Annotated in this window: 14 protein-coding genes; 8 read left to right on the top strand and 6 right to left on the bottom strand. The window is 69.9% G+C overall.

What is annotated here, in order from left to right:
- The first annotated feature begins 5 nt into the window (after positions 1 to 5).
- On the top strand, positions 6 to 959 hold the full coding sequence (locus NAM01S_RS26065; RefSeq protein ID WP_067789977.1) for a hypothetical protein: 954 nt from the start codon (positions 6 to 8) through the stop codon (positions 957 to 959).
- Between the two features lie 726 nt (positions 960 to 1,685).
- Here NAM01S_RS26065 and NAM01S_RS26060 read toward each other — a convergent pair.
- Positions 1,686 to 2,522 (bottom strand): DUF1266 domain-containing protein, encoded by an 837-nt coding sequence (locus tag NAM01S_RS26060; protein WP_067789974.1) that lies wholly within the window; start codon positions 2,520 to 2,522, stop codon positions 1,686 to 1,688.
- Positions 2,523 to 2,654: 132 nt separating this feature from the next.
- Here NAM01S_RS26060 and NAM01S_RS26055 point away from each other — a divergent pair, with 132 nt between their 5' ends.
- Positions 2,655 to 2,903, top strand: coding sequence for a DUF2277 domain-containing protein (locus tag NAM01S_RS26055; protein WP_067789971.1), 249 nt, complete (start codon positions 2,655 to 2,657; stop codon positions 2,901 to 2,903).
- Between the two features lie 6 nt (positions 2,904 to 2,909).
- Here NAM01S_RS26055 and NAM01S_RS26050 read toward each other — a convergent pair whose 3' ends face one another.
- Positions 2,910 to 4,208: a PucR family transcriptional regulator gene (locus NAM01S_RS26050; RefSeq protein WP_253799293.1), complete on the bottom strand. Its 1,299-nt coding sequence runs from the start codon at positions 4,206 to 4,208 to the stop codon at positions 2,910 to 2,912.
- A gap of 145 nt (positions 4,209 to 4,353) precedes the next feature.
- Between NAM01S_RS26050 and NAM01S_RS26045 the strand changes: the two genes are divergently transcribed.
- From NAM01S_RS26045 to NAM01S_RS26035, 3 genes are all read left to right on the top strand, one after another.
- Positions 4,354 to 5,961 (top strand): aldehyde dehydrogenase family protein, encoded by a 1,608-nt coding sequence (locus tag NAM01S_RS26045; RefSeq protein WP_067789968.1) that lies wholly within the window; start codon positions 4,354 to 4,356, stop codon positions 5,959 to 5,961.
- The gene (locus NAM01S_RS26040; RefSeq protein WP_067789965.1) at positions 5,958 to 6,791 is read left to right on the top strand and encodes an SDR family oxidoreductase; all 834 of its coding nucleotides are present in this window, start codon (positions 5,958 to 5,960) and stop codon (positions 6,789 to 6,791) included. The genes NAM01S_RS26045 and NAM01S_RS26040 overlap by 4 nt, the downstream gene beginning before the upstream one ends.
- A 470-nt stretch (positions 6,792 to 7,261) precedes the next feature.
- A complete protein-coding gene (locus NAM01S_RS26035; RefSeq protein WP_067789962.1) occupies positions 7,262 to 8,146 on the top strand; it encodes a LysR family transcriptional regulator in 885 nt (294 codons plus the stop codon).
- 18 nt (positions 8,147 to 8,164) lie between these two features.
- On the opposite strand, the gene NAM01S_RS26030 is transcribed toward NAM01S_RS26035, so the two are convergent.
- Positions 8,165 to 9,550, bottom strand: a complete 1,386-nt coding sequence (locus NAM01S_RS26030; protein WP_067790090.1) for an amidase — start codon at positions 9,548 to 9,550, stop codon at positions 8,165 to 8,167.
- Between the two features lie 271 nt (positions 9,551 to 9,821).
- Here NAM01S_RS26030 and NAM01S_RS26025 point away from each other — a divergent pair, with 271 nt between their 5' ends.
- The 3 genes from NAM01S_RS26025 to NAM01S_RS26015 are packed head-to-tail and all read left to right on the top strand — an operon-like array spanning position 9,822 to position 15,413.
- On the top strand, positions 9,822 to 12,521 hold the full coding sequence (locus NAM01S_RS26025) for a serine/threonine-protein kinase (protein ID WP_084483311.1): 2,700 nt from the start codon (positions 9,822 to 9,824) through the stop codon (positions 12,519 to 12,521).
- Positions 12,518 to 14,683, top strand: coding sequence for a serine/threonine protein kinase (locus tag NAM01S_RS26020; protein ID WP_067789959.1), 2,166 nt, complete (start codon positions 12,518 to 12,520; stop codon positions 14,681 to 14,683). The genes NAM01S_RS26025 and NAM01S_RS26020 overlap by 4 nt, the downstream gene beginning before the upstream one ends.
- Positions 14,684 to 14,702: 19 nt before the next feature.
- Positions 14,703 to 15,413 (top strand): cyclase family protein, encoded by a 711-nt coding sequence (locus NAM01S_RS26015; RefSeq protein ID WP_067789956.1) that lies wholly within the window; start codon positions 14,703 to 14,705, stop codon positions 15,411 to 15,413.
- A gap of 46 nt (positions 15,414 to 15,459) precedes the next feature.
- On the opposite strand, the gene hpt is transcribed toward NAM01S_RS26015, so the two are convergent.
- The 3 genes from hpt to NAM01S_RS36230 form a co-directional block, all read right to left on the bottom strand.
- Positions 15,460 to 16,014, bottom strand: a complete 555-nt coding sequence (gene hpt / locus NAM01S_RS26010; RefSeq protein ID WP_040773205.1) for a hypoxanthine phosphoribosyltransferase — start codon at positions 16,012 to 16,014, stop codon at positions 15,460 to 15,462.
- A gap of 54 nt (positions 16,015 to 16,068) precedes the next feature.
- A complete protein-coding gene (tilS, locus tag NAM01S_RS26005; RefSeq protein ID WP_067789951.1) occupies positions 16,069 to 17,121 on the bottom strand; it encodes a tRNA lysidine(34) synthetase TilS in 1,053 nt (350 codons plus the stop codon).
- 241 nt (positions 17,122 to 17,362) lie between these two features.
- Positions 17,363 to 17,758 (bottom strand): hypothetical protein, encoded by a 396-nt coding sequence (locus tag NAM01S_RS36230; RefSeq protein WP_218018468.1) that lies wholly within the window; start codon positions 17,756 to 17,758, stop codon positions 17,363 to 17,365.
- Positions 17,759 to 17,937 lie beyond the last annotated feature (179 nt).

Genomic DNA, 17,937 nt, shown 5'->3' with positions numbered 1-17,937 from the left:
GGGGTATGGACATAGTCGAGCTACGGACACCCACAGCGATTGTGCGCCACGGTCGCGGACGGCTGATCGTCCTGCGGCCGGGCAGCGAGGGCGAGCGCGTCCTCGACGTGCCGGTCACCGATCTGCTCAAAGTCCGGCTGAGCAGGCGCGCGGACGACGCCGTCGTCATCGAGATCTACCTGCGCTACCCCACCCCGGTGCTCACCGGCGTGCCCGCCGACCGCACCCCGCTTCCGGTGCTGATCGCCGAGCACGACGTACCCGCGGCGAGCGAGATCGTGGAGCGGATCAACGACCAGATCATGGCGGCCCAGCGCATCGATGTCGCGGCGCCCGATCTGACCCCACCCGCGCCGACCTGGACGAAAACCGGCCCGACGCGCGCGGACGTGGATCGCGCGGTGCGCAGGATGGCGCCGCGCCGCGAGGCCAGGCCCGCGATAGCCGCCCTGCATCGTTACGTGACGGCTGACGAGTACGTCCTGGAGACCGCGGTCGCCGTGGCGCACCCGCCCGCGGGCACCGGGCCCGGCCTGCTCGCCGTCACCACCGGGCGGCTGCTGTTCATCTCGATCGGTCCCGGTGAGCGGTACGCGCACGAGCTGCCGATCCCCGCGGTGCTGTGGGCCAGGTCCACCGAGGGCGCGCCGTCCGCGCCCGGTGAGATCGGCGCGCGCGGCGAGACCGGCGTGGAGGTGCACGACGGCAACATCACCCTGCGTTTCACCGGCACCGACCGCGCCGACACCGAGCGGGTCGCCTGCGCGGTGAACTTCGCGGTCCGCCGCGATTCCGCGGACGGCGCCGCCGGACCCGCGGATCCCGGTGTGGCGCAGCTGTATTCGGAATGGGAGTTGCTCGTCGAGCGGCATTCGCTCGGCATGGTCGACGACGGCCAGTTCCAGCGCTACGGACGCGGAATCCTGCGCTCGCTGCCGGATTCCGTCGCGACCCCTTAGCCTCGCGCAGCGGCACAGCAGCGGCCTCGGGCGCGGAGGCTGGATGTCCTGTGCACAGGATGTCCTCTGCACAGCGACCGGATGCATGTGCGCAGCGACCGGATGCATGTGCGCAACGTCGAGCGGCACGCGCGGCCGAGGCCAGACGATATGTGCGCAGCGGCCGGGAAGCACATGCGCCGCGACCAGGAAGCCTCACGCCACGACCAGGGAGGCTCGCGGCCGGAGCCACGCGCGCGGCCACAAAGCACACGCACCACGACCAGGAAGCCACGCGGCCGGAGCCACGCGCGCGGCCACAAAGCACACTCGCCGCGCCAGGAAGCCTCGCGCTGCGGCCAGGAAGCACACGCGCAGCGGCCGGATGCCCCGTGCACGACGACCGGATGCCCGCGCCCAGCGGCGAGCGGCACGCGCGGCCGAGGCCAGGCGATATGTGCGCGGCGGCAGGGAGGCACACCCGCGGCGACCAGGAAGCCACCCGCCGCGACCAGGAAGCCACGCGGCCGGGAGCCGGCCACTTGCGTGGCGGCCGCGAAGCACCGGCGCCGCGACCAGCGAGCCACGCGCACCGACCAGGAAGCCACGGCCGACCAGGAACCCTCGCGCGCCGCGACCAGGAAGTCTCGCGCTTCGGCAGTCTCGCGCGCTGGCTCGGATGCTCGTGGCCGGCGGAATTGGGCGCGCCGCGCATGTGGGCTCCGTGCTGCGCGCACGCCAGAGGCGTCAGCTCTGATCCGGGCTCTTGTCGTTCAGCGCGATGCGGCGCCACGGGCTGGTGGGGCGGGTCCAGAGGCGGAGCAGTTCCATGCGACGGTCGACGCCGCCGTTCTTGAGTTCGGCGAGGTCTTCGCACGCCTGCCAGTAGGTCCAGCCGGTGAGGTAGGCGTCGCCGAACTGGCGCCAGTTGCGGTATTTGCGCTGGGCCAGTGGCAGCGCCCGCATCAGATAACCCCAGGCCACGTCGGCTTCCAAATAACCGGCCGTGAACGCCATCCTGGCGACCGCGACGACGCGGGCCAGATCCCAGGCGTGGATGTCGCTGGGCAGCGGGCGCGCCAGATGGTCGGTGAAGCCGATCTTGATGGCCTGCGACCAGATGTCGTAGTCGCGGACGAGCGCCTCCGGGTTGTCCATGCCGCGGAACGCGCCGACCTGGCGCAGGAACGCGCGGTGCCGGTCGGCGCGCTCGCCGAAGCGGTCGCGCTCGCTGGCGTTGATCGAGGCCATCACGAGCGGATGCACCATCGCGTAAAGGGGGGCGTGCATGCCGTCCAGCAACTGCTCCATCGAGGCCTGCGCCTCGGTGCCGTCGGTGATGCCCCACGCGCCGGTCAGTGTGTCGATGGCCAGCTCCCTGCGGTCGCCGAGCGGATGCTCCCGCTCTGGTCCGAGCAGCAGGGCGTCGTGGAAAGCGTCCCAGCGGGCCGAGTAGAAGCCGCCGAGCGCGAGGGCGCGCAGCTCGTCGTCGGATATCGCGGTCCCTGACCAGTGGTCCTCTTCCCGCTTGTCGAGCTCTTCGTAGGGGAAGGTCGTCAACGTTGGTATACCGCGGGCTGGCATGTTTCCGATTGTTCCCCATGGAGCGACTCGCGGCCGTGCTTATCGCCGACGCGTCCACGACTTCACGGGCGATTTTCAGATCCCTCGTTTCTTGGCCTGCCGCATCGGCGGGTGGAGAGCTAATGTGCACGCATGTGTAAGAGCATCACCGTCCTGCGTGGCCTGGAGCCTGCCGCTACCGAGCAGGAAATCTATGCTGCCGCACTGCAGTACGTGCGCAAGGTCGGTGGCGTGTCCGGCCTCAGCAGCACGACCAAAGCGGCCGTCGACAAGGCCGTGGCGACCATCGCGGCGGCGACGACAACCCTGCTCGACGAGCTGCCGGACACCACGATCGCGCCGTCCACCGAACCGCCGGTGCGGCGAGCCGAGGTGGACTGAGCGGATTCAGACCCCGTAGGCGTCGACGCAGGCGAGCGCCACCTCCAGCGGCAGACTGCGCTGCTCGATCGGATGGCCGAGCAGTTCCTCGATCCGCTGGATCCGGTAGCGGACGGTGTTCTTGTGCACGCCGAGCAGCTTCGCCGTGGCCTCCGGGCTGCGGTGACTGGCCAGGTAGGCGTGCAAAGTCCGGCGTAATCGGACGGCGTTGGCGTCGGAGCCTGCCAGCTCGCGCAGTTCGCGGCGGATCAGGCCGCGCATGGCCGCCTCGTCGGTTCCGGCGAGATAGGCGATCTCGACATCGCGATAGACGGTGACGCGCGAACCGTCGCCGGGTGCGAGCTCCGCTACGTGCCGGGCCGCGACCGCCTCGCGGTGGCTCGCGCGGAAGCCGCCAGCCCGCGCCGCTGGCACCCCGAAAGCGACCCGCACCGGCGCGTCGACGCGCCCGGCGAGCAGTCGCGCGAGCCTGCCCGGCGCGGCGAGGTCGGCGGCGTGCGCCGCGTCCTCGAGGCCGATCCAGGCCCACATCCCGCTGGCACCGGACGGCACGGTGAGCAGCTTGGCGCTGCCGAGTTCGCCTGCCACCCGCGCGGCCGCACGGTCGAGCAGTCCGGTCGACTCGCCGTCGCCGCCGGGTTCGGACGCGTCGGTCCACAGCACGAAGGCGAGGTGCTGCTGCGCGAGCCGGTAGCCGAGCCGGATCGAGGCCTGGTCGCCGTCCATCTCCTCACCGGACAGCAGCGCGTGCACCGTCTCGGTGCGGCGGTTCAATGCCGCGCGCAGCACCCGCTCGCGCTCCTCCATATAGGTCTCGGTGAGGAGTTCGACCGACATGCTGACCCACTTCGTCGACCGATCGAACAGCCGGAGCATGACGGCGCGCTCGATCTCCTGCGGCACGTCGCGCTGCTCGACGGCGTCGGTCATGTAGTCGAGCACCGCCTCCATGCCCACGTGGTAGGTGCGCAGCAGCAGGCGCAGGTCGAAGCCGCGGCGCGCGATGGTACGCGCGAAAGCGTGCGCCTCCTCGGGGATCGCCAATTCGAAGGTGTCGCTGGTCAATCCGCTCAGCATGGTCCTGGCGTGGGCGCGGGTGCTGGCGGCGAGATCGCGGCTCATGTCGCGATCGGCCAACTCGGGGACGCGCGCGACGATGGCGCTGTCGAGGCGGTCCACCACCTGCTCCAGCGTCTCGGTGCGCATCGTCTCGTAGACGTAGTCGGCCAGCCAGTCGCGCACCACCGCGCTGTTCGGCCCGATGCGGCCCGCCGATACGCCCGCACTGCTTTGTACTTTCGACACAATCAGGCCCGATCCGGTTGACAAAATGAGCCAAGAAACTCCCCGGTCATTGTGTCACGATCATAGTTCAGTGAGCTGATTCACAGCGTCGGAGCGGCTCGACACCGAGCACCGCGGCGCACACAACGTCAGTGGGAGAACAGCAGTGACCAACACCGAGTCCGCGCCGAGCGCGGCGAAGAAGGCGTCCACGCGTAAACCGGCCGCCAAGAAGGACGCGCCTGCCGTCATCGAGGTGCGCAATCCCGGCACCGGCCAGATCGTCGGCACGGTGCCGACGCAGAGCGCCGACGAGGTCGCGGCCACGGTGCGCGAGCTGCGGCTCTACCAGCCGGAGTGGGAGGCCATCGGCCCCGACGGCCGCAAGGAATGGCTGCTGAAGCTGCAGGACTGGCTGATCGACAACACCGAGCACCTCGCCGACGTGCTCCAGTCGGAGACCTCGAAGCCGCGCGCCGACGCCCTCATCGACCCGGCCTTCGGCGCCGACCTGATCGGTTACTACGCCCGTCGCGCCGCGAAGTTCCTCGCCGACGATCACCCGTCGCCGCACAGCCCGCTGGCCAGGGTCAAGAAGCTCACCACCGCCTACCGCCCGTACCCGGTGGTCGGCGTGATCACCCCGTGGAACTTCCCGCTGGCCATGCCGGTGATGGACGTGATCCCGGCGCTGGCCGCGGGCGCGGCGGTGGTGCTCAAGCCGTCCGAGGTGACCCCGCTGTCCGCGCTCGAATTGGCAAGGGGCTGGCGGGAAATCGGCGCGCCGCCGGTGTTCGAGGTGGTGACCGGCGCTGGCGAGACCGGCGCTGCGGTGGTCGGCAATGTCGATTACCTCCAGTTCACCGGGTCGACCGCCACCGGCCGCAAGATCGCGGCGGCCTGCGTGGAGCGGATGATTCCGTACAGCCTCGAGCTCGGCGGCAAGGATCCGGCCATCGTGCTCGCCGACGCCGACCTCGATCGCGCGGCGCACGGCATCGCCTTCGGCGGCATGTTCAACGCGGGCCAGGTCTGCATCTCGGTGGAGCGCGTGTACGTCGAGGCGCCGGTCTACGACGAGTTCGTCGCCAAGCTCACCGCCAACGTCAAGGCGCTGCGCCAGGGCATCGACGGTCGCGAGCTGAAGCACGACGTGGGCGCGCTGGCCAACGAGAACCAGGTGAACATCGTGCAGCGCCACGTCGAGGAGGCGGTCGCGGCGGGCGCCAAGGTGCTCACCGGCGGCAAGCGCACCGGCCAGGGCACGTTCTTCGAGCCGACGGTGCTCGTCGACGTGGACCACAGCATGTCGTGCGTGGCCGAGGAGACCTTCGGGCCGACGCTGCCGGTGATGAAAGTGGCCGACGAGGCCGAGGCGATCCGGCTGGCCAACGACTCCGTCTACGGCCTGTCGGCCTCGGTGTGGACCGGCGACAAGGACCGCGGCGAGCGCATCGCCCGCCAGCTGAACGCGGGCGCGGTCAATATCAACGACGTCTTCGCCAACCTGTTCAGCTACGCGCTGCCGATGGGCGGCTGGGGCCTCTCCGGCGTCGGCGCGCGCTGGGGCGGTGCGAACGGCGTGCGCAAGTACTGCCGCCAGCAGGCGATCACCAAGCCGATCCTGCCGACCCAGCAGAAGGAACTGTTCTGGTACCCGTACCAGGTCCCCAAGCTGCTCACCGCGCTCGGCGCCATGCGCGCCGCGGGCGCGCGCGGACTGCGCCGCATCGACATTCCCGCACTGCTGAAACTCAAGGGAGACAACAAGTGACCGACCCGGCGAAGATCCGAGGCAAAGTCGTCGTCATCACCGGCGGCGCCCGCGGCATCGGCCTGGCCACCGCCACCGCGTTGCATGCGCTCGGCGCCAAGATCGCGATCGGCGACGTCGACGAGACCACCGTCAAGGAGTCCGGATCCGCGCGCGACTTCGAGCTGTACGGCAAGCTCGACGTCACCGACGCGACCTCGTTCGGGTCCTTCCTCGACGAGGTCGAGCGCACCATCGGTCCGATCGACGTGCTGATCAACAACGCCGGCATCATGCCGACCGGCAGGCTGGTCGACGAGCCGGATCAGATCACCCGCCGGATCCTCGACATCAACGTCTACGGCGTGATCCTGGGCTCCAAGCTGGCACTGGCAAGGATGCTGCCGCGCCGCAGCGGGCACGTCATCAACATCGCCTCGCTCGCCGGCGAGACGCACATCCCCGGTCTGGCCACCTACAACGCGAGCAAGCACGCGGTCCTCGGCTTCACCGACACGCTGCGCGAGGAGTACCGCGAGTCCGGCGTGCGCTTCTCCTCGGTGCTGCCGACGCTGACCAACACCGAGCTCGGCTCCGGCGTGACCGCGCCGAAGCTGCTGCGTCCCGCCGAGCCGGAGGAGATCGCCGACGCGATCGTCGGGCTTATCGAGTCGCCGCGGTCGAAGGTCAGGGTCACCGCGGTGGCCGGGATCGTCTCCCAGGTCGTCGGCCTGCTTCCGCAGGCGGTCGGCGACGGCATCGCGCGGGCGCTCGGCGCGAGCCACGCGTTCCTCGACGACGTCGACGCGGAGAAGCGCAAGGCCTACGAGGAGCGCGCCAGGAGCGTGTAAGGAGTACCCCGGGCGGGTCAGAGGCGCTGTGATCGCGGTTTGCCGCCGATCACAGCGCCTCCGTCGTATGTGCCGGATGTCGCATCCCGGCGGACACCTGGTGGCGGATGCCGTCACTCGGCCTGCACCGCTATCCAATCAATTTGTGACTAATATCACTCTTTTCCGTCGTAACAAGCTCCCGCCGCTCAGCGAAGGGTTTCTGTTCGGTCACTGCGTTTGCGAATCAACCCGGCGAACCCGACCGCAGATCACGGGCAGGTAACATAAGCGCTGGTCAAGCGACCAAGGAATGCGGCCAGCGGCAAAGCCGCGGCGGGTGCCGGAAATTCGCCGAGCCGATGATGCAGATGACCATGCCAAGCAATATGCTGTCCCTAACAAACCTGCCGACTGTTTCGGTGCCCGTATCCAAACTTTTCGGCCTGATAAGGCTGGAAATTGAGGACTGATTCTGATAGCAAGGGGCTATGGACCCGCATTTGCGCGACCTGCGGTATTTCGTCGCCGTCGCTGAGGAACTGCATTTCACCAACGCCGCTCAGCGGCTGCACATCGCACAACCCACCCTGTCGCGTCAGATCCGTCAGCTGGAACGCCAGCTCGACGTGGTCCTGTTCGACCGCAACCAGCGCAGCGTCGCGCTGACCGTCGCGGGCAAGGAGCTGCTCGAAGGCGCCCGCAAGATCCTGGAGCTCTGGGAGGTCACCAACGTCTCCCTGCAGGAGGCGGGCGAGGTGCTGCGCGTCGGCATTCAGTCCGCGCTCGGCCGCGGACTGCTCAACGATCTGGAGAGCGCGAGCGGCCATCGCTTGGCACTGCACGCCGCTTCGTGGACCGACCCGTCAAGCGGTCTCGCGGGCAGGCAGGCCGATCTGGCCCTGGTCTGGCTGCCGCTACCCGACCCGAACCGGTACCGCTGGGAGGTCCTGCGCACCGAGCCGCGCTGGGTGCTGCTTCCGGAGAACCATCCGCTCGCCGATCAGGACAGCATCGACTTCGCCGACCTGCTCGACGAGCCGTTCATCGCGCTGCCCTCGGAAGCGGGCGCGGTGCGCGACTTCTGGCTCGGCAACGACGCGCGCAACGGCCGTCAGCCCAAGATCGGCGCGGAGGCGGCGACGCCCGAGGACAAGCTCGAGGCCGTGAGCCTCGGCCTCGGTGTCTGCCTGCTCGCCGAGAACAACGTGCCGATGTACCGCTGGCCGGGTCTCACCGCGCGGCCGCTGACCGGACTCGCGCCGTGCGAGCTCGCCGTCGCGTGGCGGGCCGACGACACCCGCCCGACCATCCTGGAGTTCGCGGCACGCGCCGTCGAGGGTGGCTTCTCCACCCAGCAGCCGCTGGCCAGCTGAGCGGTTCCCGGCGCACCGTCAGCGAACGGTGCGCCGCCAGGGGTGCAGCTGTTCGAGTTGCGCGGAAAGCCGGAGCACGGTGGTTTCGCTGCCGGGCGGACCGGCCAGCTGGGCGGCGACGGGGGTGTCCGAGTAGGGATGCGTGCCCATCGGCACGGAGGCGGCGGGCCAGCCGACCAGATTCCAGATCGGCGTGAACGGCGAGAAGCGGAAGCCGGTGAGCACATTGGCGAGCCAGCCTTTGCGATGCCAGGCCCGCGCTCGCGGCGGCGCGGTGGCCAACGTGGGAGTGATCACCACGTCGTAGTCTTCGAAGAATTCGAGCAACCGGGCTTCGATCCGGTCGACCTGCGCGGCACGTACCAGTCCGAGCCGCTGGACGAAGCGGCCGATCGCCAGGTGACGGCGGGTGCGCGGTTGCAAACGTTCGGGATGAGCGAGGGTGGCGGCTTCGGGCAACGCCACCGTCAACCAGCGGAGCAGCAACGCGAGCACGGCGTTGCCGTACGGCAGCGCTGTCGTCTCCACCTGGTGTCCCGCGGCGGCGGCGACGGCCGCGGCCTTGTGCGCTGCGGCGGCCCAGTGCGGGTCGACGCGGGCGAAACGGGAGGGTGGGGTGACGACAAGCGCGATGCGTAGTCGGCCCGGTGGATCCAGCTCGGCTAGGTCCGGACGGGCGGCCATCACCGAGAGCGCGAGCGCGGCGTCACCGACGGTCGTCGCGAGCACGCCGTTCTCCACCATGCCGCCCCAGGAGTCCACCCCGACATCCGACGGCACGGTGTGCCTGCCCGGTTTGATGCCGTAGACACCGCAGGCGGCCGCCGGAATGCGTATCGAGCCGAGTCCGTCGTTGCCGTGCGCCACCGGAACCAACCCGGCCGCGACGGCAGCGGCCGCGCCGCCAGAGGAGCCGCCCACGCCGCGCTTGACGTTCCACGGGTTCCTTGTGACGCGGTGCTGGTCGTCGGTCATCGCCCAGAGGGCCAGCTCGGGCACGGTGGTGAGCCCGACGACGACCGCGCCCGCGGCGCGCAGCCTGCGCACCACCGGGTGGTCGGCCGTGGCCGGGCCGGTGTCGGTCGCCGCCGACCCGCACAGCACGGTCTCGCCGGTCACCGGGATGTTGTGTTTGACGGCCACCGGAACGCCCGCCATCGGCAGCACGTCCAGATCCGCCCGCTGTTCCAGCGCGATGGCCTCGCCGACGGCGCGCTTGGCGCGCACCACGCTGAACGCGTTGGTCGTTCCGTCCTCGGCGGCGATGAGTTCGATGGTCGCGTCGACGACCTCGGTCGGCGTCAGCGAGCCCTCGTGCACGCCGGCGACGATGGTCACCGCGGGACCGCGCGGCGCCTCAGCTTGCCCGTCGGCGTACGGCCCCCCTCGCTCACTCTCGCCCATGGGCGCCTCCCGGGCGGACAATGGTTCGGTGCTCGTGGTTTCGGTGATCGCGGCCAAGCCTTCCGCCACCGCCGTAGCCTTGTTGTGCATGTGCTGATTCGCCCCCGTCGCATCGTTGTCGAAATCGGGTGATCCGCTGTTGTGGCGCAAGTTATCATTCCCGATACTGCTCGGGGGACGATGACGTCGGGTGTGGCGGATTTTATCCGGTGCAGCCACCGACCGACCAGTGCGGATTTCCCGAACTCCGCCACAGCTAGTAGGTCCGAGAATGAGTGCCGACTCCGATAGAAATACCCGCCCGGACGCGGGTTCCGACTCCGAGTCCGGCGGCCAGTCGCTCAGATCCGAGCTCGTCGCGGTGGAGGCCTTCGCCGCGGCGTGGGCCGCCGCGATCAACATCGCCCCAGATGAGGGCCCCGGACCGCTACCGGAGATCACCGCGTTCCTGCCCGACGCGCGCACCCTGCGCCGTGAGGCGCTGATCGAACTGATCCGGGTGGATATGCGGCACCGATGGCTGCGCAGGCCCGCGCTCGGAGCGCGCCGCCAGGAAACGCCTCCGCCCACCCTTCGGCGCAAACGATTGACCGAATACTGCGCCGAATTCCCCGAGCTCGAACGCGAGAACATACCGGCCAGTTTGGTGTACGAGGAATTCGTCGTCCGGCGCCAGAGCGGCGAGCGCGTCGACCCGCGGGAATGCCTGCGCGAATATCCGAACCAAGCGGCCGAGTTACGCGGTCTGCTGAATGCCGACGACGTCGATCAGAGCACCCGACGAACCCCGCCCGAGGCCCCCGACGACTCCACCCGGCCCTCGATCGACGGGACGAACACGGCCGCGATCGACGAGACGCGCGAGTCCGCGACCGATGACTCCACCCGCGCCGCGTTCGACGGAACCATGCCCGCGACCGGCACCGACCAGACCTCCGCGCTGAACCGAACCACCGCACCCGTTCGTGGTACCGAGGTGAACCACACGGCGGAGGCTACGAGGGCCGCCGATCTGGGCGGAACCGAAACCGCGATCGGCACCACGATGGATACCGGACCGGGTCGTCTCGACCCGCTGGACCGCATCGAGATCGGTCAGCGCGTCGACGACTTCGACCTGCTGACCGGTCTGGGCAGCGGCGCCTTCGCCAGGGTCTTCCTGGCCAGGCAGCGATCCATGCAGCGGCTGGTCGCGGTGAAGATCTCCGCCGACCACGGCACCGAGCCGCAGACCCTGGCCCAGCTGGATCACGACTACATCGTGCGAGTCTTCGATCAGCGCCTGCTCGACGCGGGCGAGGCGGACGGAACCGCGCGTCGGTTGCGCCTGCTCTACATGCAGTTCCTGCCCGGCGGCACGCTGCTCGGCGTGCTGCGCTGGGTGCGCGCCACCCCGCCGGAGGAACGCAGCGGCCAGCTGCTGCTCGACGCGGTGGACGCGGCGATGGAGGAGAAGGGCGAGATCCGGCCGACCGATTCCAGCGTGCGCGCCGAGATCGCCGCGCTGAGCTGGCCGGAGACCGTTGCGTGGCTGGGCCGCAGGCTGGCCGAGGCGCTGGACTACGCCTCAGCGCACGGCGTGCTGCACCGCGACGTGAAACCGGCCAACGTGCTGCTCACCGCCGAGGCCGTGCCGAAGCTGGCCGATTTCAACATCAGCTTCAGCCGCAATGTGGAGGGAACGAGCCCGGTCGCCTACTTCGGCGGCTCGCTTGCCTACATGTCGCCAGAACAGCTGGAGGCCTGCCACCCCGGCCGCGCCCGGTCCGCCGCCGATCTGGACACCCGCTCGGACATCTTCTCGCTCGGCGTGGTGCTGTGGGAGTTGCTCACCGGCGCGAAGCCCTACGACGACAGCACCGCGGGCGCGGGCCAGCGCGGCGACGACACCACGCTGGAAGCCATGCTGGAGCGGCGCTGCGTCGGCGTCGACGCCGCGGCGCTGGCCCGGATACCGAAGGACTGTCCCGCCGCGCTGCGCCGCGTGCTGCTGACCTGCCTGCAACCGGAGCGAAGCGAGCGCTGGTCCAACGGCGCGACGCTGGCCAAACAGCTCGACCTCTGCCTCGACGAACGAGCGCGCGGCCTCGTCGACCCGAAACCGGGCAGCTGGCGAGAGCGGCTACAGCCCTACATCCTGCCGGTGATGGTCGTCGCCATCGCCGTGCCGAACATGCTCGCCTCGCTCTACAACATCCAGCACAACCAGAACCTCATCGTCGAACGAATGCCGGAGGACGCGCAGCGCACCTTCCTGATCATCACCGGATTGGTGAACGCGGTGTTCTTCCCGATCGGGTTCATCACCATCATCTACTCGATGCGCTACATGCTCCGGGTGACCAAGGGGCTGCGCCACGGCAAACGCTACGACCCGGACACGCTGCGCCGCGCCAGAACCGACACGCTGCTGCTCGGCGAACGGGCGGTGGCCATCCCGTTCCTGCTGTGGGTGCTCGCGGCGCTCACCTTCCCCGTCGCGATGGAGCTCTCCACGGGCGACGTCACAGGGCGCGACGTCGTGCACTTCATGGCCTCGCTGGTGGTCTGCGGCGCCATCGCGGCGTCGTATCCATTCTTCCTCGCGACCTTCTACCTGATCCGCTGCATCTATCCGATCTTCCTGCGGCACGGGAACATCAGTCCGGAGGACGCGGGCAGATTGCGCGCGCTCGACCGCCGCTGCAACCTGTACCTCGCGATCGCGGCCTCGGTGCCGCTGCTCGCGGTGGCCGGGGTGACCTTCCTGCCGCCAGAGGACATCCCCATGGTGATCGTCGCGGTGCGCGTGCTCTGCGCGGGCGCCATCATCGCGTTCATCGGGTCGTACCTGCTGTTCCGCGCGCTCGAGGCCGACCTGCGCGCGCTGGAGCGGGTAGTCGCGCCGAGCGGGGAGCCCGGCGCACCCGCAGCGCAGAGCGGCTCGGCCCGATACGACGACCGGCCGCGCGCGGCCGCGGAGCGTCCATGACCGTCACGCACGTCGATCCGGTCGCCCGCTTCACCGCCGCTTGGCGACACTGCCTGCACGCCGCACGGGAAAGCCCGCCGCACCTCGCCGACTACGTGCCCGACGGCACCGAGGTCCGCACCGCCGTGCTCGCCGACCTGGTCCGCATCGACCTGCGGCACCGATGGAGCGGACGCGGACCGATCAAGCGGATCGCGGAGTATCGGGCGGAGTTTCCGGAGGTCGACGCCAGCCCGGAGCTGGCCGATCTGGTCTGCGAGGAGTTCGCCGCCCGGCGCGGACGCGGCCCGCTGCCGCTGGAGGACTTCCTCGCGGAGTATCCCGAAGTGGCAGACGCGGTGCGTGCCCGGCTCACCGGCGAGCAGGGCCACGCCGGGGTGGTGCGGGTCGACCGCGATCCCGCCGACCTAGTACCCGGTCAGCGGATCGACGATTTCGACCTGCGGACCGAACTCGGCAACGGCCGTGCCGGGCGGGTCTTCCTGGCCAAGCAGCTGTCCATGCAGCGGGTGGTCGCGGTCCGGATCGCGGCGGCGGGCGGCGTGGACCCGCAACCCATGGTGCAGCTCGATCACCCGAACATCGTCCGCGTCTTCGATCAGCGGATGCTCGCCTTCGACGGCGAGATCGGCAGGCTTGTCTACATGCAGTACCTGCCGGGCGGCACCGCGGCGGAGGTGCTGGCTCGGCGCCGCGTCGTGGACGAGGGTATGGGCGGCGCGCTCTTGCTCGGCGCGCTGGACGCCGCGATCGAGGCGAAGGGCGAGATCCGGCCCGCGGACTCCCCGGTGCGCGCCGAGCTCGCCGAGCTGAGCTGGCCGGAGACGGTGGCGTGGATCGGTCGCCGCCTCGCCGACGCACTCGGGTACGCGGATCGCCACGGCATCGCCCACCACGCCATCGCCCCCGCCAACGTGTTGTTCACCAGCGAGGGCACACCCAAGCTGGCCGACTTCGCGCCCGGCGACGGCACCGCCACGCCACCCGATTCACCTGCGGCGCTTCGTGATTGGCTCGCCTACCGCTCCCCCGAACAGCTCGCCGCCGCACTCGACCCCGATGCCCCGGCGCCGGACGGCCGCAGCGATCTGTACGCGCTCGGCGTCCTGCTGTGGGAATTGCTGACCGGGACACGGCCTTTCGCCGACGACCCACCCACCGTCGAGGCGGCGCTGCGGGCCCGCCGAGCCGGCATGCCCGCGGCAGCGCTCGCGACGCTGCCCGCCGACTGTCCGCCCGCGCTGCGCCGGGTCCTGTTGACCTGCCTCGAGCCCGACCCGCGGCGGCGCTGGCGCAACGGCGCGGTGCTCGCCGAGCAGTTGGACCTGTGCCTGGACGCGCGCGCCCGCGACTTGGTCGACCCGCCCGAGCACAGCTGGCGGGTGCGGCTGCGCCCGTGGCGGGTGGTGCTGATCGCCCTTGCCATCGGCGTGCCCAACATCCTGGCCTCGATCTACAACATCGACCACAACAACATGCTGATGCACCACAGGCAGTCCGCGCAGACCCAGCGGCAGTTCGAGATCTACTCGGTGATCGTCAACGGCTTCGGCTTCGCGATCGGAACGGTGCTGCTGGTCTACCTGGCCAGATACCTGATCACGGTGCCGCACGGTTTGGCAGCGGGCGTCCGCTACGACGAAGCCGTGCTGCACAAGGCGCGCGCCTCGGCCGTGCGGCTCGGCGACTGGGCCGCGCTGATCATCTTCACCATGTGGCTGATCTCCGGCCTGGTCTATCCGCTCGCGTTGCGCGGCACCCCCGACGTGGTATCCGCCAGCGACTACACGCATTTCATGATCCTGCACACCATCTCGGGCGTCATCGCGATGACGTATCCGTTCCTGCTGACCAACTTCTACATCATCCGATGCGTGTACCCGATGTTCTTGGGGCAGGGCGGAATCGAGCGCTCCGAGGCGGACGATCTGCGCGCGCTGCGCCGCCGCAGCGGCGTGTATCTGGTGCTCGCCGCGTCCATTCCGCTCATCGCGGTGGCGGGATCGACTCTGTTGCATCCCCCGGACCTGGCCAAAATCATCGTCGCACTGCGGATAATGTGCATCGCGAGCATCGTCGCCTTCGTCGTGGTCTACCTGCTGTTCCGTGCCATGGAACAGGATCTGTACGCGCTTCGGCGGGTCACGGTGCCGGGTTTGTGAGCACCAACCCAGGAGCGCGATGAAACCACCGTTCGGCAGGTTGGTCAGCCTGTCGCATGTGCACGATCCGGCGACGACGCCGATCTTCCCAGGCGACCCGGAGTTCCGCACCGACATCGTCGCCACCGTCGCCAACGACGGCTACTACCTGCGGTACATCCAGCAGGGCGAGCACACCGGAACGCATTGGGGCGCACCGATCCACTTCCACGCCGACGGGCTGGCGGCCGACGAACTCGATCTGGCCGATCTGCTGCTGCCCGCGGTGAAGGTCGACGTGCGCGAGCGGTGCGCGGCGGACCGCGATTACGCCGTCACCGTGGACGATCTGCGGCGCTGGGAATCGCGGCACGGCCGCATCCCGGACGGAGCGGCCGTCGTCGCGTGGACGGGGTGGGACGCCAAGTGGGGCGGCCCGGATTTCATCGGCGTCGACGAATCGTCCGGTCGCCAGCCCGGATTCGCGGTCGAGACGGTGGAGTGGCTGCTGCGGACGGGACGACTGGGCAGGCGCGGCGCGCTCGGCATCGACACCTTCGGCCCCGATGTGGGCGCCGACGACGCGTACACGGTGTCCAAGCTGCTCTACCGCGAGCACCGGATCAGCCTGGAATGCCTGGCGAACCTGGCCGAACTCCCCGCGACCGGTGCCTGGATCCTGGTCGGCAGCCCCCTCTACCGCGGCGGGTCCGGCTCCCCCGCAACCATTTTCGCGCTACTACCCGACTGAAGGCGCCCATCGGCCGTTCGGCACGATGAAGGTGACCTTCGGTCGGCTACCCGCCGTACACCTTCGGATCGAGCGTGCCGATGTAGGGCAGGTCGCGGTAGCGCTCGGCGTAGTCGAGGCCGTAGCCGACGACGAACTCGTTCGGGATGTCGAAGCCCACGTGGGCCACGTCGACGTGGGTGCGCAGCGCGTCCGGCTTGCGCAGCAGGGTGACCACCTCGAGCGAGGCCGGGTTGCGGGTGGACAGGTTGCGCTTGAGCCACGAGAGCGTCAGGCCGGAGTCGATGATGTCCTCGACGATCAGCACATTGCGGCCCGCGATGTCCTTGTCCAGGTCCTTCATGATCCGCACCACGCCCGAGGACGAGGTCGACGAGCCGTAGGAGGAGACGGCCATGAATTCCATCTGGGTCGGGATGGGCAGCGCCTTGGCCAGATCGGTCATGAAGAAGATCGCGCCCTTGAGCACACCGACCAGCAGCAGGTCGCCCTCGGGTGCGTCGGCCGGGTAGCGCTTGGCGATCAGCTCGGCAAGCTCCTGGGTCTTGGCGGCGATCTGTTCCTCGGTGATCAGCACCGACGCGATGTCGTCCCCGTACACGTCAGTTGGTTTCCCTTCCTGTGCGCCGCTGGTTTCGATCGATCCCGCTCGGCATCAGTCACTGCGCAGACATCGGTCGTGTTCGCGCAGTGTCAGCCTGCCATGTTCGCGCGCGGCAACCAACCTCGTGTCCGGTGTACCGCCGCCGACGGCCACCCCTCCCTGCCCGCGCCACGTCGTGACCAGGGCGTCCACCGCCCGTAAATGCTTGTCGGTCAGGGCTTTCGCCCCGCCCTGCAGCAGCCAGGAGCGGATCGCCCTGCGGCGCAGCGCGGCGGGCGCAGTGGCGAGCATCTCGATCGACAGCGCCACCTCATCATCGACGCCGCTGGGACCGTCGGCGACAGGGCCGGGCACCTTCGCGGCCTCCAGCAACTCGTCGGCAAGCACGTCGAGCAGCGCGCCGTCCTCGCGCAGTTGCTCGGCGGTGCGGGCGAGCGCGGCCGCGACGCCGCCGCCGAGTACGTCCTCGAGCAGCGGCAACGCCTCGGTGCGCAGCCGGACCCTGGTGAATTCGGGCGACAGGTTGTGCGGGTCCTCGTGCGGTGCGCGGCCGAGGTCGGCGCACATCTGGCGGGTCGTGGCCCGCCGGACGCCGAGCAGGGGCCTGCCCCACGGTTCGGCGTAGGCCGCCATGCCTTGGATCGAGCGTCCGCCGGAACCGCGGGCGAGTCCGAGCAGCACGGTCTCGGCCTGATCGTCGAGGGTGTGGCCGAGCAGGACGGGTGCGCCGTGGCGGGCGGCGTCCAGCGCCGCGTACCTGGCCGTGCGCGCCGCCGCCTCCAAGCCGCCTTCGCTGCCGACGTCCACCGCGAGCACGTGGGCCGATCGGCAGCCGAGCGCGAGGGCAGCCGCGGCCGCGTCCGCCGCCACCTGCCCCGAGCCTTCTTGCAGGCGATGGTCGACGATCAGCGCGTCGACGTGTCCGAGCTCTACGACCGCCGCGGCCGTCAGAGCCAGTGAGTCCGCTCCGCCGGAGAGGCCTACCGCGACCGACGCACCCTGCGCCAAGTACTCCCCCGCCCACGCACGCACCGCGCGCCGGACCTCGAGCACCGCCGCGGTCTCCGGCAACCTGCGCGGTCCACCCGAACCAGCGCTGCCCATACCGGAACCAGCGCTGCCCACGCCCGAACCAGCGCTGCCCGCGCCGCCCGAACCAGCGCTGCCCACGCCCGAACCAGCGCTGCCCACGCCCGAACCAGCGTTGCCCGCGCCGCCCGAACCAGCGCTGCCCACGCCCGGACCAGCGTTGCCCGCGCCGCCCGAACCAGCGCTGCCCGCGGTAGGCCCGGTCGCCTCACGCTGCCCGGGCGTCGCTCGTACCGCACGGCCCATGGGGAGGACACTACCGATGTCTCGCCGCCTCCGATGCGGTGATGGCGCCCGGGAATCGTGGACTAGACGCACCGCTCGGCGAGCCGACGACGACCGTGCTCAGCCGCGCCGAGCAGGCGGTGCCCGTTGCCGTCTGCGGCGACAACGACTGCCTCCACCTGAACGGCACAGGAGCGCCGAGCGGACGCAGCGCACCGCTCGGCGAGCCGACGACGACCGCGCTCAGCCGCGCCGAACAGCGGTCCACGCTGCCCGCGAGGTCTGCGGCGACGACATCTACCTCCACCTGGACGGCACGGGAGCGCCGAGCGGACGCGGCACACCGCTCGGCGAGCGGACGACCATGCTCAGCCGCGCCGAGCAGGCGGTGCCCGTTGCCGTCTGCAGCGACAACGTCTGCCTCCATCTGGACGGCACGGGAGCGCCGAATGGATCTGTCTGCCAACCGAGAGCTGGTGCCGCGTCCAGGATGGTCGGCGCGGTAACCGACCGAAGGCCGCCTTCATCCCGCCAGACCGACTGGACGTGACCTTCATTCACCCGACCTGCGTGCACCGGTGGGCCGATCAAGGGTGACCTTCGGTC

Origin of the sequence: Nocardia amikacinitolerans NBRC 108937, assembly GCF_001612615.1 — a bacterium.
In the GTDB taxonomy this organism is placed as follows: Bacteria; Actinomycetota; Actinomycetes; order Mycobacteriales; family Mycobacteriaceae; genus Nocardia; species Nocardia amikacinitolerans.
This window is presented reverse-complemented; position numbering and strand designations above follow the sequence as displayed.